At 38.1% G+C, this 24,552-nt stretch carries 19 protein-coding genes; 13 read left to right on the plus strand and 6 right to left on the minus strand.

Annotation, left to right across the window (positions count from 1 at the left end):
• Nucleotides 1–18 precede the first annotated feature (18 nt).
• Together ACM5QX_RS10610 and ACM5QX_RS10615 are read right to left on the minus strand one after the other, a co-directional pair.
• On the minus strand, nt 19–1,266 hold the full coding sequence (locus ACM5QX_RS10610; protein ID WP_414753479.1) for a hypothetical protein: 1,248 nt from the start codon (nt 1,264–1,266) through the stop codon (nt 19–21).
• 569 nt (nt 1,267–1,835) lie between these two features.
• Nucleotides 1,836–2,114, minus strand: a complete 279-nt coding sequence (locus tag ACM5QX_RS10615) for a hypothetical protein (RefSeq protein ID WP_224311614.1) — start codon at nt 2,112–2,114, stop codon at nt 1,836–1,838.
• A 451-nt stretch (nt 2,115–2,565) separates the two neighbouring features.
• On the opposite strand from ACM5QX_RS10615, the gene gvpA (ACM5QX_RS10620) reads away from it, so the two are divergent.
• From gvpA (ACM5QX_RS10620) to ACM5QX_RS10655, 8 genes are all read left to right on the plus strand, one after another.
• Complete coding sequence (gene gvpA / locus ACM5QX_RS10620) at nt 2,566–2,781, plus strand: gas vesicle structural protein GvpA (protein ID WP_011316976.1); 216 nt, start codon at nt 2,566–2,568, stop codon at nt 2,779–2,781.
• 104 nt (nt 2,782–2,885) lie between these two features.
• Nucleotides 2,886–3,101 (plus strand): gas vesicle structural protein GvpA, encoded by a 216-nt coding sequence (gene gvpA / locus ACM5QX_RS10625; protein WP_011316976.1) that lies wholly within the window; start codon nt 2,886–2,888, stop codon nt 3,099–3,101.
• Nucleotides 3,102–3,307: 206 nt separating this feature from the next.
• Nucleotides 3,308–3,697: a gas vesicle protein GvpC gene (gvpC, locus tag ACM5QX_RS10630; RefSeq protein ID WP_414753480.1), complete on the plus strand. Its 390-nt coding sequence runs from the start codon at nt 3,308–3,310 to the stop codon at nt 3,695–3,697.
• Between the two features lie 425 nt (nt 3,698–4,122).
• Nucleotides 4,123–5,379 carry a gas vesicle protein GvpN gene (gene gvpN / locus ACM5QX_RS10635; protein WP_414753481.1) on the plus strand — a complete coding sequence of 419 codons (1,257 nt, stop codon included), beginning with the start codon at nt 4,123–4,125 and terminating at the stop codon, nt 5,377–5,379.
• Nucleotides 5,376–5,822 carry a gas vesicle protein gene (locus ACM5QX_RS10640; RefSeq protein ID WP_414753482.1) on the plus strand — a complete coding sequence of 149 codons (447 nt, stop codon included), beginning with the start codon at nt 5,376–5,378 and terminating at the stop codon, nt 5,820–5,822. Before gvpN ends, ACM5QX_RS10640 begins: the two co-directional genes overlap by 4 nt.
• Before the next feature lie 149 nt (nt 5,823–5,971).
• Complete coding sequence (locus ACM5QX_RS10645; protein WP_414753511.1) at nt 5,972–6,439, plus strand: gas vesicle protein K; 468 nt, start codon at nt 5,972–5,974, stop codon at nt 6,437–6,439.
• Between the two features lie 105 nt (nt 6,440–6,544).
• Nucleotides 6,545–7,279 (plus strand): GvpL/GvpF family gas vesicle protein, encoded by a 735-nt coding sequence (locus ACM5QX_RS10650; RefSeq protein WP_414753483.1) that lies wholly within the window; start codon nt 6,545–6,547, stop codon nt 7,277–7,279.
• Between the two features lie 13 nt (nt 7,280–7,292).
• On the plus strand, nt 7,293–7,670 hold the full coding sequence (locus tag ACM5QX_RS10655; protein WP_414753485.1) for a gas vesicle protein GvpG: 378 nt from the start codon (nt 7,293–7,295) through the stop codon (nt 7,668–7,670).
• A 124-nt stretch (nt 7,671–7,794) separates the two neighbouring features.
• Here the strand turns inward: ACM5QX_RS10655 and ACM5QX_RS10660 are convergent, their stop codons facing one another.
• Nucleotides 7,795–8,109 carry a gas vesicle protein gene (locus ACM5QX_RS10660; protein ID WP_414753486.1) on the minus strand — a complete coding sequence of 105 codons (315 nt, stop codon included), beginning with the start codon at nt 8,107–8,109 and terminating at the stop codon, nt 7,795–7,797.
• A gap of 152 nt (nt 8,110–8,261) precedes the next feature.
• Between ACM5QX_RS10660 and ACM5QX_RS10665 the strand changes: the two genes are divergently transcribed.
• Genes ACM5QX_RS10665 through ACM5QX_RS10675 form a run of 3 tightly spaced genes read left to right on the plus strand, consistent with a single transcriptional unit; the run spans nt 8,262 to nt 12,774 of the window.
• Nucleotides 8,262–8,945 carry a GvpL/GvpF family gas vesicle protein gene (locus ACM5QX_RS10665; RefSeq protein ID WP_414753487.1) on the plus strand — a complete coding sequence of 228 codons (684 nt, stop codon included), beginning with the start codon at nt 8,262–8,264 and terminating at the stop codon, nt 8,943–8,945.
• 37 nt (nt 8,946–8,982) lie between these two features.
• Nucleotides 8,983–10,890 (plus strand): ArsA family ATPase, encoded by a 1,908-nt coding sequence (locus ACM5QX_RS10670; protein ID WP_414753488.1) that lies wholly within the window; start codon nt 8,983–8,985, stop codon nt 10,888–10,890.
• Nucleotides 10,891–10,932: 42 nt separating this feature from the next.
• Nucleotides 10,933–12,774: an AAA family ATPase gene (locus ACM5QX_RS10675; protein WP_414753489.1), complete on the plus strand. Its 1,842-nt coding sequence runs from the start codon at nt 10,933–10,935 to the stop codon at nt 12,772–12,774.
• Nucleotides 12,775–12,972: 198 nt separating this feature from the next.
• Here the strand turns inward: ACM5QX_RS10675 and ACM5QX_RS10680 are convergent, their stop codons facing one another.
• The 3 genes from ACM5QX_RS10680 to ACM5QX_RS10690 all read right to left on the minus strand — a co-directional run bounded on the left by ACM5QX_RS10680 (nt 12,973) and on the right by ACM5QX_RS10690 (nt 17,515).
• Nucleotides 12,973–15,294, minus strand: a complete 2,322-nt coding sequence (locus ACM5QX_RS10680) for an NACHT domain-containing protein (RefSeq protein ID WP_414753490.1) — start codon at nt 15,292–15,294, stop codon at nt 12,973–12,975.
• Nucleotides 15,295–15,765: 471 nt separating this feature from the next.
• Nucleotides 15,766–16,899: an ATP-binding protein gene (locus tag ACM5QX_RS10685; protein WP_414753491.1), complete on the minus strand. Its 1,134-nt coding sequence runs from the start codon at nt 16,897–16,899 to the stop codon at nt 15,766–15,768.
• A gap of 25 nt (nt 16,900–16,924) precedes the next feature.
• The gene (locus tag ACM5QX_RS10690; protein WP_414753492.1) at nt 16,925–17,515 is read right to left on the minus strand and encodes a response regulator; all 591 of its coding nucleotides are present in this window, start codon (nt 17,513–17,515) and stop codon (nt 16,925–16,927) included.
• Nucleotides 17,516–18,224: 709 nt separating this feature from the next.
• Between ACM5QX_RS10690 and ACM5QX_RS10695 the strand changes: the two genes are divergently transcribed.
• Together ACM5QX_RS10695 and ACM5QX_RS10700 are read left to right on the plus strand one after the other, a co-directional pair.
• A complete protein-coding gene (locus ACM5QX_RS10695) occupies nt 18,225–23,369 on the plus strand; it encodes a PAS domain S-box protein (protein ID WP_414753493.1) in 5,145 nt (1,714 codons plus the stop codon).
• 421 nt (nt 23,370–23,790) lie between these two features.
• Nucleotides 23,791–24,495, plus strand: a complete 705-nt coding sequence (locus tag ACM5QX_RS10700) for a serine/threonine protein kinase (protein WP_414753494.1) — start codon at nt 23,791–23,793, stop codon at nt 24,493–24,495.
• Nucleotides 24,496–24,552 lie beyond the last annotated feature (57 nt).

The following is a 24,552-nucleotide window of genomic DNA, read 5'->3' on the forward strand; positions in this document are numbered from 1 at the left end:
AACTAACAGCACTTATAACTATTGCTGTGGTGCTTGCCAAACGGTTTTACCATCTTTGAGGGTGAAGTCGAAATTCAGGACAAAACCAAGCTTGACGGGAATATTTATGGATTCACTGCCTGGAGAATAACCCTTGTATAGCCCCAAATCCTGGACAATTGGTTGGCTAGCGAAATTATTGATTTTTAATTGAAACTGGTCGCCAAAACCATTGAAGCCAAAGAGTTTTCCGCCATAGAAAGTTTGGAGTTGCATTGGCGATTCGATGAGTGCTTGATAGCAGGCTTTTTTACTATTTTCTACGTCGCGGATTTGTTTGAGAGTGACAAGGGGGACGATTTTTGCAAGGAGATATTCGAGGAGATTGAAGGGTAACTGTAAGCCAGGAAAGATAATTTCGTCATTTTCAAATAGTAAACTAGCGATCGCCCTCACCGCTTCTTCAAAGGTGTCCCATGTTTTGATAGCTTCATGTTTCTCTCCTGTACTGACGCGTTTAACTTCCAATAGGCGAGCATCTATAGATTTGCTTGTAGGTGAAAAGTCTTTAAATACTAAGGTGTCTACGGTCAATAAATCTGGTTCTTGATTTAAGTCGGGAATCTGAAATGTACCAAGTTGTTTAAAGAAGCCGTAGACTTCCCTACCAGAAACCAGGATAGGAGAATTATTCACATATAGGTAAGGCATAAACCAAGCCAGGCGTTCGGCTATAAACAAAGGGCCGACTCTTTTACCCACCACCGTTAACATCCAAAAAATAGCTTCTTCTTCAAATACGGTTCCTTTATCATAGTCTGGCGGATTGATGGAACTTAAAGAATCTATCTTGTTGAATGTCAGGATGAGATAGTTCATCGCTGGGCGATATTCAATCTCTCCATTATTGGGATCATTGAGATATTTATCACACACCTCTTGCAACTTTGCCATCGAGCCTTCAACGACAAAGGCATACATTTTTGTTCCCTTGATTTCGTAGGGTTGATTAAATGCCTGTCCATCCGCTCGTTCTATATATTTGGGGTATGGTGATTTGTTTCCCTTGCCACAAAAGTAATTTTGGAAAAAACTCGCTGCATCTTGTTCTATATTTTTGCCTTTTACCGCTAAATCTTGAAATAATTGCTCTGGTTTTTGTTGGATTTGAGTAAAGTAATTTGGCAGTTTTTGGGGTTCTTGCAGGAGAGATGTCAATTCACTAACAGCGCCTAAAGCTGTATGGAAACTTGTTTGCATCATCTCCAAAGGATTATTCAGGTTCATAGAGTTGTGTGTACTTGATTTGGTTACTTATGTGACAGTGCAATTAAACAGAATATACGCAGAAATACGAAAACATTAGATACTTGATGTTTTCTGTACTATTGTGTCAAAGGAGTTTTATTTTGTCCTGTGTAAAATAGAGAAATTTTTAATAAATAAAGCTATTCCAAGCTTAGGGCTAGGAAAGTTAGACCATTATTCATCATGATGTTGTCCATAAATTTGGCACCATGATAGCACTTAAATTTTGTATCAACTATAACTAGAGGCTCCGAGAGTCAAGCCAGAGAATACCGTAGTTAATTGGTATAGAAATTTAAAATTTATCACCCCGTAAATGGTGTTAACCATTCATTAAGATATTTATATTTATATATATTTATATATATCCAAACTTAGGCGATCGCCTAGGGCAATTTACATATAGACAATAATCGCCACAAGAATTTGATTCCTCTGGTTCTTAAGATCATGTTACAAACCCATAGCCGTAGGATATGCCCTGAGATTGATATAGCAGACTAAGTTTTACTTAGTCTGTGAATCTAAGCTGACACGTACTATTGGAACTAACCTTCTTGAACTCGGTGTTCAAATTCCTCACGGGTTTTTTCAACTATAACCAGAGAAGAAGCATATATCTCTTGGTGTTCTTGTTTCAACCAGTTTAAAAGACGGGACAGTTGGGCATTTCTTAAATCTAGGTCTGTTTGAAAAATAACGGAAGTTGCCATTGATTGAGCATATTGGACTGGATGACCTTGATTGACAAAATGAGCGATTAAGCCTGCGAAGGCTTCTTGGCGTACTGGATCAGAAGTAGCTTCTATAGACATTGTTTTTGTCACAAAATAATTATTGAAGATATCCTATGTTATTTCTTCAAGAATTAAGTAATAGCAATATTACCTAATTTAAAAAACAGATTTAGAAAAAATGACCGTGTATTTACCGGTTAAATTAATTGTTAAAGGAGGATAACACCACAAATTTCTGTTTTCCCGGAAAATTATTGTAAATCCTGAATGATTTTTAAAATTTACGTTAAAGTATACAAAATCAACGATGTTGCAATTTAAAACTTACATTCCCATAAAAAGCCAGGCAAAACAAACATATAATCAACCTAAACGCTCGCATTTATTATTAAAATATTTTCGCCTTTACATTTTTTAAAGTTTTTTATACTTGCAAAGTATTTACATCCGAAAAACGTGTGTCTAATATTAATTCAGTAGCAAGTAAAGCGAACGCCGAGCTTAATACTAAAGAATCAACAATGAGTTAAGGTATAAAATCATGGCAGTCGAAAAAACTAATTCTTCTTCAAGCTTGGCAGAAGTTATTGACCGTATCTTAGATAAAGGTATCGTTGTAGATGCTTGGGTACGTGTTTCTCTAGTTGGTATTGAACTACTTGCAATCGAAGCTCGTATCGTGGTTGCTTCCGTTGAAACCTACCTGAAATATGCAGAAGCTGTAGGTCTAACACAATCCGCCGCTATGCCTGCTTAATTATTAAGTAGATTCTAGAATATCTTAATTCCTAATAGGAAATTAAGATATTCTACTCCCGACCAGATCAATGTAAACACAATAATAGCTTAAGGTACAAAATCATGGCAGTCGAAAAAACTAATTCTTCTTCAAGCTTGGCAGAAGTTATTGACCGTATCTTAGATAAAGGTATCGTTGTAGATGCTTGGGTACGTGTTTCTCTAGTTGGTATTGAACTACTTGCAATCGAAGCTCGTATCGTGGTTGCTTCCGTTGAAACCTACCTGAAATATGCAGAAGCTGTAGGTCTAACACAATCCGCCGCTATGCCTGCTTAATTATTAAGTAGGTGTAATAAAATCAGATTATTGCTTAAATAATTCTGATTTGTAATCTGTTTTTGTCAAGTATTTGGATACTTTTCAATCAGATTTATCAAGGAACAAAGCGTAAGTATAAGTATTGTTGTAGCTACATTTATTGGATAGCCATTATCCAGTAAATGTAGTTAATTGACGATTGTCATAATATTGCGGAGAACCTCATGATGGCTTTAATGGTAAAAATCCGGCAAGAGCATCGGTCAATAGCTGAGGAAGTAAATCAACTATTTAGAGAGACTCATGAATTCTTGTCCGATACAACAGCACAAAGACAAGAGCAAGCCAAAAAGCAAGCGCAAGAGCTACATCAGTTCCACCACAACCTGGAGCAGACAACCCACGAGTTTTTAACAGAAACTACAAAACAAAGGGTTGCTCAAGCAGAAGCACAGGCAAAGTTTTTGCATAAGTTTCGCCAAAATCTAGAGCAGACCACCCAGGAGTTTCTAGCAGAAACAGCAAAAAACAGAACTGAGCAAGCCAAGGCACAAAGTCAATATCTGCAAGAATTTCGTAAGGATTTGTTTGCTAGTATTTTTGGCACACTTTAGTCATCAGTTAAAACTCTTACTCAAGGAGTTCATACCCTTTCTCTAAGTTAAGTCTACAGTTCAATTTCTCCTGCTCTGTGCTGCCTATTTGTAGATATATGTTTGAGAATTGGTAATCTGTTGGCGAACTAGACTAAATAGTAAAACCCCCTAATCTTACAGTTAGACAACTGGTCAGACAAGGGGGCAGATTCAACAATGAGTTTTAGTATAAAACTTTAGATATCCTATGCTATCTATTAATTTATTGCAAGGAAGTGATCGAGACTTGAGGGTATTTCTTCAGTTTACTTTTAGGAATTAATAGAATTAACTTTTGTTATTGATAGCTGCATATACCGAATCGTAGCACATGAAAGCTACGAATTGCAATATTGAGGATCTAATTTTTTGTCTGGCAAAGTAATTATTCATCATCCTAATCTATGACTCTGACTGCAAATAATAAGAAAAGAGCTGTTCTCCGCGTCCGTCCCGGTCAATTTGTTGTTACACCTGCAATTGAGCAGGTAGCAATTCGGGCGTTACGTTATCTCACATCAGGATTTGCTATTCACTTACGGGGTCCAGCCGGTACAGGGAAAACAACTTTAGCCATGCACTTGGCTAACTGTTTGGATAGACCAATCATGTTGATTTTCGGAGATGATGAATTTAAAAGTTCTGATTTGATTGGTAGTGAATCCGGTTATACCCATAAAAAGTTACTGGATAATTACATTCACAGTGTTCTCAAAGTCGAAGACGAATTTAAACAAAATTGGGTCGATTCTAGACTAACTCTAGCTTGTAGAGAAGGCTTCACCTTGGTCTACGACGAATTTAACCGTTCTAGACCGGAAGTGAATAACGTCTTACTATCAGCTTTGGAAGAAAAAATTCTGACTCTTCCTCCTAGTAGTAATCAGCCAGAATACTTGCACGTTAATCCCCAATTTCGGGCTATTTTTACCTCTAATCCAGAAGAGTACTGCGGAGTCCACTCGACGCAGGATGCTTTAATGGATCGGTTGGTAACTATTAATATGCCAGAGCCGGATGAGCTAACTCAAACTGAGATATTAGCTCAGAAAACCGCACTCAATAGAGCAGATGCGCTGTTAGTCGTGCGACTAGTGAAAGCATTTCGCTCACGTACAGGTGGGGAAAAGACTTCTGGCTTGCGGTCTTGTTTGATGATTGCTAAGGTATGTGCCGAACACAATATTTTAGTTGCACCAGAAAGCTCTGATTTTCGAGAAATCTGTGCAGATGTGCTGTTCAACCGCACGAATTGGTCTGCTAGCGAAGCTACAACGATTTTCCTTGAATTACTGAATCATCTGGACTTAGAGGAAATAGAGGAATTCAAGAATAGTATTACATCAGAGGATACGGATGCGATCGCAGACGAAGATCACAATGCGATCAACGAAAGCGGGTTTCCTACCATCATCGATTCTCAGTTTGGTACTCTTGATTCTGAAGTTCTCGAACAACCAGGTGTGGAAGATTCTATTCCATTTGAGCGGGAAATTTATCTCTACTTACAACAGTACAAGAGTGCAGCTTTAGCTCTACTTCAACAAGAATTTGAACTCAGTCGGACTGTAGCTACCAACGCTCTCAACTCTTTAGAGCAGAAAGGCTTAGTCAGCAAGAACAATCATGTATATACCATTGAAGAGTCGAATCAACCGTGACTACTACCCCAATACACCCAACACGTCCTCCGACTAAATCAAATCGAGTAATTCCCACTTCTACACAAGGTTCCACCTTAGCAGATATTCTCGAAAGAGTTTTGGATAAAGGCATTGTGATTGCTGGTGATATTTCTGTATCTATCGCCTCAACTGAACTCATACATATTAGGATTCGCCTGTTAATTTCTTCAGTTGATAAAGCCCGTGAAATGGGTATCAATTGGTGGGAAAATGACCCCTATCTTAGTAGCAAATCGCAACGCTTAGTTGAAGAAAATCAACAACTGCAACAACGGCTAGAAAGTCTAGAAACACAACTACGTTTACTCACATCTGCCGTGAAAGAAGAGAATAGATTAACAGTTAACAATCCAGAAAATGTGCAACCAATGTATGAAGTAAATAGTCAAGAGCGAGATAAATCCCAACTTGAGGCTTAGTCAGATTCTGGAAATCCCAAAGCAACTCAGGCTAAATTTATAACAATTTTCTAACATCAAGTGATACTCACTTTCTTAATTTTAAATTGGTATTAGCCTGGATTGAATCGAATTAAAGAAATTTAGAAAAGGTAGATAGCATTATGACAATGGTTTTTACTCCAGTTGAAAAGTCTCCTAATTTGCTACCTACCACTTCTAAAGCTAACAGTAAAGCAGGTTTAGCTCCTTTACTTTTGACGGTAGTGGAACTCATACGCCAGCTGATGGAGGCACAAGTAATTCGGCGCATGGAACAGGAATGTCTTAGTGAATCTGAGTTAGAACAAGCAAGTGAAAGTTTGCAAAAACTAGAAGAACAAGTTCTAAATCTGTGCCATATTTTTGAGATTGAACCCGCAGACTTAAATATAAATTTAGGTGATGTCGGTACTCTTTTACCTTCCCCAGGATCTTATTATCCGGGTGAGGTAGGAAATAAACCTTCTGTGCTAGAACTGCTAGATCGTCTATTAAACACAGGAATTGTTGTAGATGGTGAAGTAGATTTAGGTATAGCTCAACTCAATCTCATTCATGCTAAATTGCGCTTAGTTTTAACCTCAAGACCGTTGTAATTATAAGTGAAAGACAAGAGAGGAAAGTCAATAACTCAGAAGGGTAATACCCACCTAAATCTACGCATCGTCGGCAAATTTCACCCTAATTGAATTTTAAATTTTATGAGTTCTGGTCTTTATCTATACGGCATTTTTCCCGATCCAATCCCAGAAACAGTTGCTCTTCAAGGATTGGATTCTCAACTTGTCTATAGTCAAGTTATTGATGGATTTACGTTTTTATATTCAGAAGCACAACAAGAAAAATATCTAGCATCTCGGCGAAATTTAATCAGCCATGAAAAGGTATTAGAACAAGCGATGCACGCTGGATTTAGAACTTTGCTACCCTTGCGTTTTGGACTAGTTGTAAAAAATTGGGAAACGGTGGTTACACAACTACTTCAACCATATAAAGCACAATTACGAAAGCTATTCCAAAAACTAGCTGGGCGACGGGAGGTTAGTGTGAAGATTTTTTGGGATAGCAAAGCTGAATTACAAGCCATGATGGATTCTCATCAAGACTTAAAACAGAAGCGAGACCAAATGGAAGGCAAAGCATTAAGTATGGAGGAGGTAATACAAATTGGACAATTAATTGAAAGTAATTTACTCAGTCGCAAGGAATCTATAATTCAAGCCTTTTTTGATGAGCTAAAACCCTTAGCAGATGAGGTTATTGAAAGTGACCCAATGACAGAAGACATGATTTATAATGCGGCATTTTTAATTCCTTGGGAAAACGAATCTATATTTAGCCAACAAGTCGAAGCTATTGATCATAAATTCGGTGAACGTTTACGCATTCGCTACAACAACTTTACAGCACCTTATACATTTGCTCAAATTTCTTGATAGGAGTCATAAAATGCTAGGTAAAATCTTGTTATTGCCTGTTATGGGGCCAATTAATGGACTTATGTGGATTGGAGAACAAATTCAAGAACGTACCAATACTGAGTTTGATGCTCAAGAAAATCTACATAAACAATTGTTAAGTCTGCAATTAAAATTTGATATGGGAGAAATTTCTGAAGAAGAATTTGATATTCAAGAAGAAGAGATTCTCTTGAAAATTCAAGCTTTAGAAGAAGAAGAGCGCCTTAATGCAGAGTCTGAGGAAGATGATGATTTAGAGGTACAACCTCTTTTTATATTAGCATCTGAAGAAAATCAAGTTTATCAAGAGCAATCTAGATTTAGCGAAGAATACGAAGATAATGAGGATCTAGTTTTATCACCTTGATTAGGTGTTAGTTTATATTTGCAGCCTTTAGGGACAAGTTTTTACTACAAACTTTGCCTATATGCGCTTAGCTATTAATCAGTTTAATTGAACTATTAAAAACCCGCTTTCGCGGGTTAATAGTTTAATATTCGATATCAAAAGCTTGGTAATTATTGGTTTCACGGAATATTTTTGGGAGTGCTATCCGAGAAGGTTTTGCTTCAGGATGACGTAAATTATTAATACTTCTTTCTGTCCCTTCTATCTGAGTTTTAAGCGTAGATAATCTTTGCTTAAGTAGTACTGTCCTCTGTTCGATGAAAGCCAACTCTTGTTTGATTCTCTGCTGTTCTGTTACTAACTTATAAAGTTCTAATTGGCTGGAAGCCTCAGATTTATTTCTAGGCATTGTGGTGATTTTAGGTCTGATTATGCCCCGATTACGTACTTTTTTCATGGGAAATACCTGAAGAATTGATAGCATTATAACTAAGATTTTAAGGATGTAAATAGTTTAATCAGATTCAGCATTTTTTCTATTTCTATGACAAGATATTTGTTCTGATACCAATAAAATAGAATACTTAAGTTTTTTACCTGGGTGGAATAATGCGATCGCCAAATTTTTACACTTATGCTTTTTTAAATACTCCTGATGTTCCTTTACGTCTACCATCTGGCAATCTAGGTCAATTACTCCTGATTAATGGCAATAATATCTCAGCCGTCGTAGAACCTGGAATATCCTTAGAATCTAGTCAAAATAATGATGAAGAAGTTATTAAAATGGTTTTAGCTCACGATCGCGTCATTTGTGAGCTATCTCAGCAGACAACAGTTTTACCTCTGCGTTTTGGCACTTATTTCAATTCCGAAGAGACATTGCTAAATCATATAGAGTCTCATGCTCAGGAATATCAAGAGAAACTCGATCATATACAAGGGAAAACTGAATATACTTTAAAGCTCATTCCTCGTAAATTTGAAGAACTTGCCAAGATATCAGGGGGACATGGAAGAGATTATTTTTTGGCGAAAAAATTGCATTATGAGCATCAAAAAAGCTTTATTGGTGATCAAAATAGGGAGAAACATCATCTGATCAATTTAATGATGGATATTTATCGCTCATCTGCAATTATTCAAGATTATGTAGAAGAAGTACGTCTTCATCTTTTAGTTGATCGCCATGATAAAGCTTTACTCTTCAAACAAGTGTTAACGCTACAAGAGAAATGTCCTCATTGGAATTTAATCTTGGGAGAACCACTACCACCCTATCATTTTGTTTAATTTCTACTAATAAATTTATCAAGGAATTTTTAATTTCATGATGGACTACTATGATTCATTGCATCTAGTTATGTTTAGTGGCAAAGGTGGGGTTGGTAAAACTACCATATCTTGCAGCTTTGCACGTTATTGGGCCAGAAAGTTTCCTCAAGAAAAAATTCTGTTAATTTCTACAGATCCTGCACATTCTTTAGGTGATGTATTGCAATCGGAAGTTAAAGATATTGCATTAGCAGTGACAGACTTACCTAACTTGAGTGTTCAGGCGTTGGATGCTCAAAAACTGTTGTTGGAATTTAAAGCAAAATATAGTTACTTTTTAGAAATACTCGTGGAGAGAGGCAGTTTAGCTGATGGAGGTGATTTAGCACCAGTCTGGGATTTAAACTGGCCCGGCTTGAATGAATTAATGGGTTTGCTAGAAATTCAGCGTCTACTAGCTGAAAATGAGGCGGATCGTGTAATTATAGACATGGCTCCTTCTGGTCATACCTTAAATTTATTACGCCTCAAAGATTTTTTAGATGTTATTTTAAATTCCTTAGAACTATTTCAGGAAAAACATCGGGTAATTACTCAAAGTTTTAAAGGTAGTTATACGGCTGATGAAGTCGATAGCTTTTTAGTAGAAATGAAACATCAACTAGCAGAAGGTAGACGCTTACTGCAAGATGAAAAATTTACTGGTTGTTTGGTGGTGGGTATTTCTGAACCCATGTGTTTTTCTGAAACCGAGCGATTTTTAAATAGCCTAGAAACTTTAGATGTTCCCTACGCTGGATTATTTATTAATCACATTTTACTAAATTCGGAGTTAGAACTAGACCGTTACGCTGAACAGCAAAATTTACTGAATAAGTACTTAAATCTTAATAATAATCAGCCTGTTTTTATCGTACCACAACAAAGAGTAGAACCTTTAGGTGGGGTGGCGTTAGATTCTCTAGCATCCCAAATTCAAAAAATTACCAGTGTTGAACTTGTTCCACCGCCACTTATTCAATGGCCTACTCAAGTTTTACCTAGCTTTCATGATTTTATCAACGAAGGATGCAAATTAATTATTATTGGCGGTAAAGGAGGTGTAGGGAAAACAACGGTAGCCGCCGCCATAGCTTGGGCTTCTGCTCAACAACATCCAGATAAAAAGATTCAGGTAATTTCTATAGACCCAGCACATTCTTTAGGAGATGCTTTTGGGAAGGATTTAGGCCATGAACCTATATCTTTAACCTCGAATTTGTGTGGGCAAGAAATTGATGCTAACAGAGTTTTAGAACAATTCCGTGGAGATTATCTTTGGGAATTAGCAGATATGATTAGTGGCGAAGGTTCACAAGCAGATACAACCGTGAATGTTGCTTATGTGCCTGAGGCGTGGCGACAGATTATGTCTCAAGCTTTACCGGGTATTGATGAGATGCTATCTCTAATTACTGTGATGGATTTGTTAGATAGTAACCAGCAAGATTTAATCATTTTAGATACTGCGCCAACAGGTCATCTTCTGAGATTTTTAGAAATGCCATCGGCTTTAGGTGATTGGTTATCTTGGATATTTAAACTGTGGCTGAAATATCAAGATGTTTTGGGTAGAGTGGACTTCATGGGACGGTTACGAAATTTACGTCAACAAGTTGTACAAGCACAAAAGAAGTTAAAGAATTCTCAACATACTCAATTTATTGGTGTAATTCAGTCAGAAGTAGCCATCATATCTGAACATATACGCTTAACAGAGTCTTTAAAAAATATGGGGGTTAATCAGCGTTATATAGTTCAGAATCGCTATAGTCCAGAAGTGGAAATTGATCATAGTTTATTTCCAGAACAAACTATGATTCGCCTACCTGGATTACCCCGTTCGGTGGAGGCTATAGACCGAGTTAAAGGTGCGGCCAGTCTTTTATTTGAAGTCGAAGAATTAACTGCTAATAAAAGATAAACATAGAAAAAGTAAGATTTTTGAGATTTTTGGAGCGATGCTATGAGTGATTTATTCAAGGGATTTGAACAGTTAATTGAATTAGTCAAAACTTTAGAAGAAAAAGCAGAGAAAGGAGAAATTAAAACCGATTTCCAGATTAACTCTCGTTCCATGAGCAGTATTCCTCGGACTGGCAATATCCCGCGTCCTAATAATATGGCTAATGATATTGGTACAAGCCGTATTCGTACCCAACCCTCTCCTAATTCTGATTCAGGGAATGGAGACACTTCTGATGTTGTTGTTCCGCCAGATGCGCCTTCTGGTAATTCCTTGAAAGATGTTGGCGGACTGGGTGAGGTTGTTAAAGAACTTAAAGAATTAATCGCTATTCCCTTAAAACGCCCTGATTTATTGGCAAAGTTAGGATTGGAACCTACGCGGGGTGTACTTTTAGTTGGGCCTCCTGGTACTGGTAAAACTCTGACTGCTCGTGGTTTAGCTGAGGAACTTGGTGTTAACTATATTGCGCTGGTGGGGCCGGAAGTTATCAGCAAATATTATGGTGAAGCCGAGCAAAGACTACGGGGTATTTTTGAGAAGGCTGCTAAGAATGCTCCTTGTATTATTTTCATTGATGAAATCGATAGTCTAGCTCCAGACCGGAGTGCAGTAGAAGGGGAAGTAGAAAAACGTCTTGTAGCCCAACTTTTAAGCCTGATGGATGGTTTTTCCCACAGTCAAGGTGTGATTGTACTGGCTGCCACTAACCGTCCTGACCATCTTGACCCAGCTTTGCGCCGTCCGGGGCGATTTGATCGGGAAGTCCAGTTTCGTGTCCCAGATGTGAAAGGACGCAGAGATATTCTGCAAATTCTCACCCGTGCCATGCCTTTGGAAGACACGGTTGACCTGGATGCGATCGCCGAACGATCTGTGGGATTTGTGGGGGCTGACTTAAAAGCCCTGTGCCAAAAGGCGGCGTATACTGCTCTGCGCCGTCAAATGCCTTCGGTTGAAAGTGCAGTTCCAGAGAATATGACGGTTAGCCAAGTTGACTTTTTGCAAGCCCTCAAAGAAATCAAACCAGCTGTACTGCGGAGTGTGGAAGTCGAAGTTCCCCATATTGCCTGGGACGATATTGGTGGTTTGGATACGATTAAGCAAACCCTACGGGAATCAGTAGAAGGAGCGCTGTTATATCCAGAACTGTATCTGCAAACCAAAGCACTAGCACCAAAAGGCATCTTATTGTGGGGACCACCAGGAACAGGAAAAACTTTATTAGCTAAAGCCGTTGCTTCCCAAGCCAGAGCTAATTTTATTGGTGTTAATGGCCCAGAACTTCTCAGCCGTTGGGTGGGTGCGAGTGAACAAGCAGTACGGGAATTATTTGCCAAGGCGCGTCAAGCAGAGCCTTGTGTCGTGTTTATTGATGAAATCGATACTTTAGCTCCAGCGCGGGGTAGTTTCAGTGGTGATTCGGGAGTGAGCGATCGCGTAGTTGGACAATTGCTCACAGAGTTGGATGGCATAGAAGTAGGGAGTACTATTTTAGTAATTGGGGCAACAAATCGACCCGATGCCCTTGATCCAGCTTTGTTACGGGCCGGACGCTTAGATTTACAAATGAAGGTAGATTTACCAGATTTAGCTAGTCGTCTGGCGATTCTCCAAGTCCATAGCCAAGGACGACCCTTGGAAGGTGTGGATTTCAACTATTGGGCAGAGATGACTAAAAATTGGAATGGTGCAGACTTAACTTTACTGTGCAATCAAGCGGCTGTAGAAGCAATTCGTCGTTTTCGCTCCCAAGGATTGACAGACCCTTCTGAAATCAAGATTACTACTGATGATTTCAACTATGCTTATAAAGTTCTCACAGAACAGCGTCCAGATTAAACCAATTCGCAATAGCCTATGGCAAGGCTAACCCTAAGGCAATTCGCTGTTTCCGTGTTGTAACGACGATTTAGCGCCAAGTTCAGAGCGCCGGAAGCAGGCGCTCTGAACTGTGTAAGACAGAAAGAGCCACAACACTGGCGGTTTGATAAAAGCCGGAGACTTCAACTTCTATATTTTGTTAAATCTTGAATTGATTCATTTTTGCGCTGGAGGCAGAATCAAAGCTTCTTTAATAACTTCTTTCAAATTGGGAGTAACATTGCTAGCGGTGTTAAAACAATATACTAATAAGTTGTTTGCCTCCCAATATTTTTGAATTAAATGTAATTGTTTCTCACTAAATTGCCAAGCGCAATCCATTTGGCGATGTATTTTGATCAATTCCTTTAACTGTGTCGTCCAAGATTGCCCGTTAGATTGCCACCATGCTTTTAATATCTCTTTATCTTGTTGTGAACTAGGTAATTCTTGTTTGAGGTTTTGCAGAGATTCATCTAAAGATGAATATGACTGTAATAAATAATCAATATCAAGAGCTAATTTGAGAGCAGATATACGCTTACAGAAAAGCTCTGGAGTCAAAGAAATGCTAACTGCAAAAATATAACTTAAAGCTAAATCCAAAGCTAAATCATCAGCTAGTTTTCCTGTTAGATGACTATCTAAAGCTGTAGCTAGAGTTTGGTTACGTGATAAAGCATAATCGGGAGGTAAGACGAGGGTAAAGTAAAAAGCACGTACAGCAGATGAATGATAATTGGAAATAACTATTGAGGACTTGTTCATTACCCAAGTGAGAAAAAGTTTTACTGTTTCATCTGCAACTGCTAACTTATCAATTTGTTCCTTGATTAACTGGAATAAATCCTCAAAGGATTTGATAATTTCTGCTGTGAGTAAGATAACTTCACGCCATCGCTTGTCAACTAAATAATCAGCAATTTGTTCTAATTTTTTATTGTCGCTATTAGCAATGAATCTGGCAGTAAAATATTCATGAAATGTTAAATGAGAGAAAGAATAAATTCCTCTCGCTTGTTCAACTAATAATCCATGCTGTAACTCTATTGCTTTAAGCACAGCTTTACTATCTACTCGTAAATCTTCTAAATCAGTTGGTGCATTTGGTAACAGATATAAAAAGTCAGCTATTAATTGACAAATGATATTTTCTTCAAAAAAGTAATCTCCCTTCTCAAAAAAAGTGACGGCGATATAACTAAGCAACTTAATTTTCTGAGATAAGGTTAAATTAGCGTAAACTTCATCTCTTTTTATTCCTTTGGCTTCATCCCAACGTACTAGTAATAGCTCTAATCCTTGCCGATAAATTTCAGAACGCTTAGTAGGAAAATCCCCTAGATATTGGAATACTAAACAGGTGAGATTTAATAAAATAGGTGTGTATGCTAGATTTTGGATTAGTCGATTTTCAGGAAGTGTTATTTTATCAATAAATTTAGATGCTAATGTTTTCCTGAATCGGGTATTAGTTTTAGCAAAAGCTGTAAACCATTTATTAGCAAAATCCGATATTTGTGATTTTGTAAATTTAGAAATTTGTACTTCAGCAAACCCTTTAAATTTTTGATGCCTGAATGCAATTCGACAACTGATAATTACTGAGTTTTTATAAAAAATATCTAAAAAAATACTAATTGTTTTATTGATTTTTTCCGTATGTTTATCTGCAACTTCATCCAATCCATCTAGTAAAATTAAAGCTTTACCTTCATGAAGTAACTCTTCTACTTCTTGTTGAGCTATTTTGCAAATACTTAATTCTTCAATTAAATAGCTTAACAGAGGGTTTTTATCATCATAGTTAATATTTTCAGCAAAATCTTTCAGGCTAATAAAAATAGGAACACGTTGAGGTTGAAATTTACCTTGATTACAAAGTGTAGCAATTGATTGCAAAAACGTAGTTTTTCCTGCTCCTGGATTGCCAAAGACAAAAAGCTTAGAAAATTTCTCAATTGCTTGTAATCCTGTAATTTTTCTAGTAGTAACTTCCTCTAATAAAAATTCGTTTAAAGCTTTATCATCAGACTTTTGTAACTCTGCAATATCTAGCCATCTTTGACTAGTAATTTCTTCTAATACATTGATCTCAATAAATAATTCATCTAATTCTACTGTACGTGCAACATCTAACAACCGGATAGTACCACATTGATTTTGAATTTTCTCTGAGTGGGCAGCACGTATTTTATTCACTAAAGATTCAATGACTGTAGAGTCTTGATCTTCTAGTATCTGCTGGAGTTCTAAATGTTCGTCTGGTTCAAATTCTAGTGTTTGAACAATCTCTTCTGGATTGAGGGCTAGGCTAAAGCAAATTTCATGGAATATATGTCGGGCAACAGGCTTGCCAGAAAAAAACTTCCAAATTGGTTGGCGACTATCTAGTCCAACTTGACTGGCCAGATATTCTTGTGTCCAACCTTTATGATTAAAAGCTTTTTTGGCCTTCCTAATACCTTCATCCGAAGCTTGGAGCGATCGTTTAGCCATGCTTATATCAGAAATTAATTCAATTACATCATGAATTCCTATCAATTATATTTAGTTTTTAAATTAGCGGCAAGTTAACCCTTTATAATATCAATCTTTGTCAAAAATAAAAGCTCTTAGTCAGTAATTAGCCGGAATTATTATGCAAATATAAACTATACCTCTAAAAGAGAATATCCTAACTTAGCTAGGGAAGGAAAATCTCCAAATAAAATATATGATTAACTTTTTTATAAATTCCGGTAATATTAATTATTTCCACAGAAGTCGGATTTTAGTTAATTTTTATTAAGATTAGAAATCTAATTTAATTCTTGTACAATGCTTAGTACCCTGAAGATAGCTTTATTTATTCTTGCTATTACCTGTTTACCTTAGTAATTGCATGGCTAAAATTAGATTGCTATGGATAAATGATGGCAAATTTGCCGATATACTTCATCACATAGAAAAGTGCTATTTTTAGCAAAATTAAGCTGATATTGAATTTACCTTCAATGGTAATCTAACTAAGAAACTTGTTCCTTGACCTAAGGTACTATCAATAGATATCGTACCCTGATGCAAATCAACACATTGCTTAACAATTGCTAGCCCTAGTCCTGTGCCGGGAATTGTGGCAACATTGGCAGCACGTTGAAAAGGTTCAAATAGTTTAGCTTGAAATTCTAGGGGAATACCTACGCCTTGGTCTTTAATTTGAAAATACACACTACTTTCGTCACAAGTCAGCCCCAGCAAAATAGTACTACCTCTAGGGGAGTATTTGACTGCGTTAGAAAGTAAGTTATTGAGTAAATGCCATAGTAGCTGTTCATCTAAGCAGGCAATAAAGCTTTGAGTATTTGTGACAAAACTAATTTCATAATGTTCTTTCAATGTCAATCGTAAAGACTCGACTATTTCTTCACAGAAACTTACTACCTCTATCAAAGTGGGGTTCAATACAAAATTGTCAGCTTCGGCTCTACCAAGTGTGAGTATATTTTCTAGCAGATTCGTCAAGCTATCCGTGGCAGATTCAATGCGATCGATATGTTTTTGTTTTTTTTCCTCTGACATCTGTTTGCCATAGGTATTCAACATTTCGGCACTGAGCTTAATCGTTGTTAAAGGATTACGAAACTCATGTGCTGCCATGTAGAGGTGTTGTGATTTCATCTGGTTTTTGGATTCAGCGATTTGCTGACTATTTTTAGCAGCAATTAGTGCTTCTTTTACTTCAACTTCTGTTTGGTGCCGGGAAATAGCAATCTCTATTGTGGTAGCTAATATTCTTTCATCGAAGGGTTTTAAAATATAACCAAAAGGATGGGAAGCCTTAGCTCGCTCTAGTGTTGCGCGATCGGCATTAGCAGTTAGGTAAACTACTGGTAAATCAAAGCGAGACTGGATGGCAAAAGAGGCTTCTATACCATCAATTTTACCCTCTAGTCTGATGTCCATCAGCACTAAGTCAGGTCGCAAATTTCCTGCCATGAAAATAGCTTCTTCTCCCGATGCTACTAAGGCAGGTACACCATACCCCAAATGTTCTAAAGTTTCTCTCAAGTCATCAGCCACTAATTGCTCATCTTCAACTATCAAAATTTGGATAGGATTCATATTTAATTTTCTACGTTGATTAGATTTATAGCTTGTTCAGGTTTCCATCCTGAAATTTTTTGCTTAAATTATAAATTTCTTTGATCTTTTTTAAGATTTCCTCCCGATTCATAAATTCATAGTCATTGATGAGCTTCTCTGATATCGATGTAATGTAATTAAGAGGATTATTTAACTCATTTCTAATTGTCGATGTCAGATAAATATAAGATTTATGGAGTCTTTGTTGTGTTTGTCTATTAATTATTTCTTGTTTCTCTAATCTAGCTGTTATTGCTCCCAGTAATTCGGCTCTTGTAAATGGCTTTACCAGATAATCATCCGCACCTAATTCTATACCTTGACGAATATCATTTTGAGAAGCTTTAGCTGTAAGAAATATAAAAGGAATAGCTTCAGTCTCTGGATTTTCCCGTGACCAAGTAACAACTTCGTATCCATCTATTTTTGGCATAGCAATATCACAGATAATCAAATCGGGAATTTCTGTCTGTAGCAATGTAATCCCGACTTGTCCGTTTTCTGCGTCCATAACATAGAAATTTTCCGCAGTTAGCATTTCTACAATAATGCTACGAATTTCTTCTTGGTCTTCAATTACTAAAATTTTTGTCATTACTGGAGATATCTTTAAGTATTCTATTATGTTAAATAATATGTCAGATTTAATTATTTATTTGAAGAATGTGGGTTTTTAAAAAATCCAATTTGTTTTAATTCAGGAAATGATTATTATATTTTAGGTGAATTATCTCCTATGTCCATAAAACAACATACAAAAATATTTAAACTAAAAACTTCAAATGAGAAGCATTTTTAAAGAATTTTTGCGCCTGACTCTACCTATAATCATCTGTTTGGATGTGGGAAATTAACTGGTGTAGTTAGGAATCAAGAAAAAACCTGGTTGATTGGTGCTTATTTTTTGAAGCAAAAAGTCAGATAAGCTGCCCTTGCTTTCATTTGCATATTTTTTCGTGCTAGCTGTAGACTGCTAATGCTTGACAATTGACTGTCACCAGTCAACAAACTATACAAGTGACTATGTAATTTAAAAGCGTGATGGCTTACTGCATCAAATTCTAGTTGATTTTTCAATGTATGTTAAAGTTTTGTTGATAATATTTACATTTTGACCCAGAATTGAAAAATTAGTTTACAACTGGAGAAAGATTTTTGTAACTATTAATATTGTTAGGGATTTCACTAGCTCTGTTTTTACTAATCTATTTTAGATATAGCTCGATTTAAGAAGAACTTTTTATTCAGCAAATAGAGAATTTCAATTTTTTAACGAAAGGCGATCGCCTTTTTGTATATAGCTTATGAATCAACGTTTCCCTCTAACCATTTTACTGATTGATGATTGCGCCGAAGATAGGGAGATATATCGTTTTTTTTTGCAGCAGGATAGATTACATACCTATGAGATTTTTCAATTGGAGACAGCACAAGAGGCAATGACATGGTGTGAGCAACAGACACCAGATGTAATTTTGCTGGATTATTTACTGCCCGACTACGATGGATTAGAGTTTTTGCAACAACTTAGGGAACACCTAAATAATAGCCAATCTGCTGTGATCATGCTCACAGGACAAGGGGACGAAAGTATCGCCGTCTGTGCGATGAAAAATGGCGCTCAAGATTATTTGGTGAAAAATTCTCTTACGCCGGAAACCTTACAAAGTGCAATTCATTATGCTGTAGAACGGATGCTGCTGACAAGACAGTTAGAACAAAGTCGGCAACAGCAACAACTAATGGTGGCGATCGCTTTAAGAATTAGACAATCCTTGAAGCTAGAAGATATTTTGAGTGTCACAGTCGCGGAAGTGCGCCAGTTTTTGCAAGCAGACCGGGTACTAATTTATCAATTCCAACCCGATATGAGTGGAATTGTGGTTGCAGAGTCTATACTTCCCGGTTGGATAGTGACGAAAGGAGCGCAAATTGAAGATAAGTGCTTTCAAGATAGTGCAGAACATAACCATCAAGTAAAAAAACGAGCGATCAATGATATTTATCAGGCAGGCTTAACGAACTGTTATTTAGAACTACTAGAGCAGTTTCAAGTTAAAGCCACTTTGATAGTACCCATTATGGTGACAAATAAATCATGGGGATTATTAGTTGCTCACCAATGTGCTGCACCCCATGAATGGCAGTCATTTGAACTGGACTTATTAGAGCAGTTGGCGGTGCAGATAGCGATCGCTATTCAGCAAGCAAGTGCCTATGAGCAAATACAGACAGAACTACAAGAACGAAAACGAGTAGAAGCAACTCTGCGCGAGAGCGAACAACGGTTTCGCCAGATGGCTGATACGGCTCCCGTACTGATTTGGATGTCGGGACTTGATAAACTTTGCTACTACTTCAATAAAACTTGGTTAGATTTTACTGGCAAAACCTTAGAACAAGAAGTCGGTGATGGTTGGGCGAAAGGAGTACATCCCGATGACTTAAAAGATTGCTTAGACATTTATGTCAATGCCTTTGATGCCCGCCAAAATTTTCAAATGGAATATCGGCTCAAACGCTTTGATGGAGAATATTGTTGGATTTTGGATACAGGCACTCCCCGTTTCACCACGGAAGGAGTGTTTCTGGGTTATATCGGTTCCTGTGTAGATATTAGCGAACGGAAGCAAACAGAAGCTGCTTTACAACAGAACGAAGAGCGATTAACTATGGCTCTAGACGCTGCGTGTATGGGTAACTGGGAATGGGATATTCAAACAGGTGGAATACACTGGTCGGAGAATTTGGAAAAACTATTTGGCATGGTTCCAGGGAGCTTCAACGGTCATTTTGAAACGGTTGTGTCGCTGATACACCCAGATGATCGGCAGAGGGTTTTACAATCAATTAATTGTGCTGTCTATAACAGAGAAGATTACAACATCGAATTTCGGTTTATTAAACTTGATGGTACGCCACGCTGGGCGCTCAGTAGAGGTAAAGTATTCTACGACCAAAACGGTAACCCTCTGCGAATGAGTGGTATAGATTTTGATATCACAGAACGTAAACAGGCGGAGTCTGCCCTGCAACAGAGTGAAGGGCGGTTTCAGGCGTTTATGAATAACAGCCCCTCAGCTTCCTGGATTACCGATGACCACGGTCGAATACTTTATCTGAGCCAGACCTATGTTCGTACCTTTCAATTGCCATTTGACAAGATAGAGGATGTCATGGGCAAAACAGTTTCTGAGCTTTATGCTCCAGAAATAGCCCAGCAGTTTTTGGATAACATTCACCAGGTGGCACAGACGCAACAAATCCTCGAAACCGTTGAAAAGGCTCCCAAATTGGATGGTACATTGGGGGATTTTTTAGTCTATAAATTCCCCTTACCTGGGACTACGGGGGAATTATTGATTGGTGGTGTAGCAGTTGATATTAGCGATAAAATTCTGGCAGAGCAGGCATTACAACAACTTAATCAAGAACTGGAAGCCAGAGTGGCAGAACGTACTGCGGCTTTAAGGGAAAGCGAAGAACGCTGGCATTTAGCGCTAAGAGGCAGCAATGATGGTATTTGGGACAGAAACATCACAACTAATGAAGTTTTCTTCTCGATTCGTTGGGAAGAAATGTTGGGCTGTAGCAGTCAGGAACTGAGCCAAAATCGAGAATCATGGTTAAGCCGGATTCATCCTGATGATCATGAACGCATTATGAAGGCGATCGCCGACCATTTAGCTCACAAAACACCCTTTTTCCAAGAAGAATATCGGATACAGCGCAAAGATGGCTCCTATATATGGATATTGGATCGAGGTCAGGCTTTATGGGATGAATCAGGCAATGCCATTCGCATGAGCGGCTCGGCAACAGATATTACTAAACGCAAGGAGACAGAAAATCAGTTATTAAACATTTCCAGATTGCAACACGCAATTCTTTCTAGCATCGATTATGCAATCATTTCTACCGATTCCGACGGCATAATTCAAACTTTTAACCTTGCAGCTCAAAGGATGTTGGGTTACACAGCCGATGAGGTGATTGGTAAGTTAACACCAAACAGCTTTCATGAGCCAGAGGAACTCAGACAACGGATGAATGAACTCAAACAAGAGATGGGTAGGGAAATTACCCCTCAAGATTTCATGGTCAAAACTCAGCAAGGTAATGATGAATTAGAATGGACTTTTATTCGTAAAGATGGTTCGCGTTTCCCTGTGGCTCTCTCGGTTAAACCCATGTTTAATCAAGAAGGAAAGCCTATTGGTGGTGTGGGAATTGCCAAAAATATTACTCAACAAAAACAGATAGAAGCTCAACTTCGCAAAAATACCTCTACTCTTGCTGCGGCACAACGGATTGCTCATCTGGGTAGTTGGGAACTGGATTTGTCAACGCACAACTTAATCTGGTCACAAGAGGTTTTTCGCATATTTGGCCGCCCTCCTGAGTCCGGGACACCAAGTTACAAGGAAATGCTTGATTGTATTCATCCGGATGATCGCAACTACCGCGATGTTGTCTTACATCAAGCTATTACACAAAGACAAGCTTATGAACTAGAGTATCGTTTTTATCGTGCTGATGGCAGTTTGGGTTATTTGTTATCACGAGGCGAAGTCATATTAGACACTCATGGGCAACCATACCAGTTAATCAGCACTATCCTAGACATTACCGAGCGTAAACAAACAGAAGAACGACTACGTAACCTTTCAGACCGATTGACCTTGGCAGTCAGTTCAGCCAATCTTGGTATTTGGGACTGGGATATGATACAGGAAGCGGAATGGGATGACCGAATGTATGAACTATATAATTTACAACAGTCTGAGAATAAGGCAAAGTACCAAGATTGGATAGATAGGCTCCATCCAGATGATCGAGATGAAGCAATGATGGCCTTTGAAGATGCCATAAAGGGAGTCAGAGAATTTGATACAGAATTTCGGATTGTTCTGGAAAATGGCAATATCCGCTTTATCAAAGCCTCCGCTTTAGTTCAACGCAATGAGTGGGGCGAACCACTACGCATGGTCGGGATTAACTATGATATTACTGAGCGCAAACAAGTAGAAGCTGCCTTACGGGAAAGTGAAAAGCGCTATGCTACCTTGACAGAAGCGGCTCCCGTTGCTATTTTTCGGCTTGATACTGCTAGTAATTGTATTTACGTCAACGAACGTTGGAGTTTAATGACGGGTAGACCAACACAAGCAGCATTGAAGAAGGGATGGTTAGAAAATATCCATGAAGAAGATCGCTATCACCTGGTGGTAGATTGTGCTGGCCTCTGCGGAAAACAATGTGGTTTATCGGAAACTTGTCGGCGGGAAGTCAGATATGTACGTCCAGATGGCAGCATCACTTGGTTCTACATCCAGATAGTACCCGAAACCGACCTAAATGGTACAATCTTGGGTTATATAGGTAGCTTGACAGATATCACCACCCGCAAAACAATTGAGTCAGAAGTTATTCACCATCGTGATTTGCGAGAAGCGATTTTTAATGAATCAGCCGATGCTCTTTTTTTAGTAGATAGAGATACGCAATTGATTTTTGATTGTAATGATCGTGCGGTTGATTTGTTTGAAGTTGCCAATAAAGAAGAATTACTCAATATTCAAGGTAATACACTACAACGTTACCAATTTACTCCCGAACAATTGGATGAAATTACACAGGAACTGAATCAAAAATCTTGGTGGAGTCGAGAAATTGAATATGCCACCCGCAAAGGTAATTTCTTCTGGGGAAATTTAGCTGCTAAACAAATTACTGTAGCTGGTAAGGGTATTAATTTAGTACGATTGTCTGATATTAGCGAACAGCAAGCCGCACATCGTGAACGCAAACAAGCGGTAGAACAAATACAGCGATCGCTAGATGAAAAAGAAACCTTACTCAAAGAAATTCATCATCGGGTAAAAAACAACCTGCAAATAATCTCTAGTTTGCTCAGGATGCAGTCTAGACGTTCTTTTGATGAAACAACTTTGTTGCTATTTACAGAATCTCAAAATCGTGTACAGTCGATGGCTTTGATTCATGAGCAACTTTATCAGTCGGCAGACATTAATCAAATCAACTTTAGCGACTACATCAAAAATCTGACAGATAGCTTATTTCGTTGCTACGGGGTCAGTCAAAAGAATATAAGGATAAATATAGAAACAAATAGTATTAAATTGGCTCTAGATAATGCTATTCCCTGCGGATTAATCATTAATGAGTTAGTTTCTAATTGTCTGAAGTACGCATTTCCAGAACAAAACGAAGACAATAATATTACTATTTCCCTGGAAGCAGTCCCAGGAAATCAATTAACTCTCTTAGTTAAAGATAACGGTATTGGCATTCCCGAAACATTAGATTGGGAAAATGCCAACTCTTTAGGCTTAAGAATTGTCAAAAACCTAGTCAGACAACTCAAAGGCAAGATTCTTTTAGAGTGCGATCGCGGTACTGCTTTCTCCATTCGCTTCCCCCAATAAGTAGGTCGGCGTAAATAAATATTGTTGGGATAAGGCAGGGGGCAGGGGGCAGGGAGCAGGGGGAGAAAGAGTTTGAGCCTTATTTACTTTTATTTACATAGTTTGGTTTTATTGCATCGACTTACTTAATTACCACAGCACCAAAGACCGGATCAAGCCAGAATGAGGCGTGATTTTTCATACAACATTTCTTTAGGTAGTAGAGCGATCGCCTCAAAAGATGGTTAAGTGGCGTTGGATCTGGTGTCGAACACCAAATTAATTTACTTTTGCAAATCTGCTCCTCAAAATAGGGTAGCGGTAAAAGAAATTCTCCAATCAACAATCAATGAGAAATATCAAAATAAGCCTGTAATGTTGCCGTAATAGTCCATATTAATCAGGTAGTGTATCTTATTGTTTGGTGCTATGTACTGCCGACATGAACAAATCACTGCCAACGCATTTTCAAGAAAGCATTTATCAAGAACTACTACCTAGTTTACAAATTGAAAGTGTCAATCCACGTAACCTCATTCAGGTCACTTATGTTCCACAACCTTGGCTACTGCTAGGCAAAGGAAATTACGCAGCAGTAGTTTATCACCCTGATTACCCTGAGTTTGTAGTCAAAATTTATGCTCCAAGACGGCCAGGCTATGAAGAGGAAGTAGAAGTTTATCATCGTTTAGGTTCTCATCCGGCATTTTCTGAGTGCTTGTATGCCCAAGATGGCTTTTTAGTCTTGAAACGTCTTTACGGCACAACACTCTACGATTGTATGCACTTGGGTTTACCGATTCCCAAACAGGTGATCAGGGATATTGATGAAGCTCTTGAATATGCTCGAAGCCGTGGACTTTACCCTCACGATGTCCACGGTCGTAATGTCATAATGCACGAAGGTAGAGGATTAGTCGTAGACATTTCTGATTTTCTGCATCAAGAACCTTGTTCAAAATGGCATAATCTCAAAAAGGCTTATTACTGGTTATACCTGCCCGTGTTACGCCCACTTCGACTGCCTGTGCCATACTCTGCTTTAGATTGGATTCGCAAATGTTACCGTTTAGGAACTTCATGTAAACAGTTATGTAGGCAACTAGCCCCAAAATTAAACTGTTTCAAGTATTTAAGACGTTATTGACCCTCTTATACTTAGTCTCAACAGACAACCTGAGTGCGTCAAGTCGCTTCTCTACGA

The sequence above is a fragment of the Anabaena sp. CCY 9910 genome, assembly GCF_963920875.1.
GTDB classification, from domain to species: domain Bacteria; phylum Cyanobacteriota; class Cyanobacteriia; order Cyanobacteriales; family Nostocaceae; genus Trichormus; species Trichormus variabilis.